This is a genomic window from Thiorhodococcus minor (assembly GCF_010820565.1).
In the GTDB taxonomy this organism is placed as follows: domain Bacteria; phylum Pseudomonadota; class Gammaproteobacteria; order Chromatiales; family Chromatiaceae; genus Thiorhodococcus; species Thiorhodococcus minor.
This window is the reverse complement of the sequence record NZ_JAAIJQ010000360.1, coordinates 1-406: the sequence shown is the minus strand read 5'-3', so window position 1 is coordinate 406 and position 406 is coordinate 1. Positions and strand designations below refer to the sequence as shown.

Sequence of the window (406 nt, the reverse complement as noted above, 5' to 3'; positions counted from 1 at the left end):
GACGACGAGCGGAGCCAGCGGCTCGCCTGTCGCGTCGGTGCGCGGCGGGAGCTGATCTTCGACCTGGAGGCCAAGGCATCGCCCGCGCCTGGCGCTGCCGAGGGTCCCTCCGAGGCGCCCGGCGGCAGCCTTGTCGGCACTCCGCTGATCCACTATCGGACCGTGCTGGGTGTGCTGACAGCCAGGAAGCCGCCAGGCCAGGAATACGCTGGAGACGAGATCACCTTTCTCGTCAGTCTCGGGGCCCAGTTGGCCAAGCGCGTCCACGACCAAGCCGCTGTCGGCGGCATCGGTCGACTGCTGCGCGGCGAGGGAGGCACCGATCAGGCCATTCAGGGCGTCTCGGCGGCCTCTGGCTTGGCGATCGGCATCGCGGTTCCCGCCGAAGCGCAACCGCGGCTCGAAT

1 pseudogene is annotated in these 406 nt (G+C 70.0%); it reads left to right on the top strand.

The features are described 5' to 3' along the window. A pseudogene (locus tag G3446_RS27325) lies at positions 1-406 on the top strand (hypothetical protein); the annotation flags it as partial.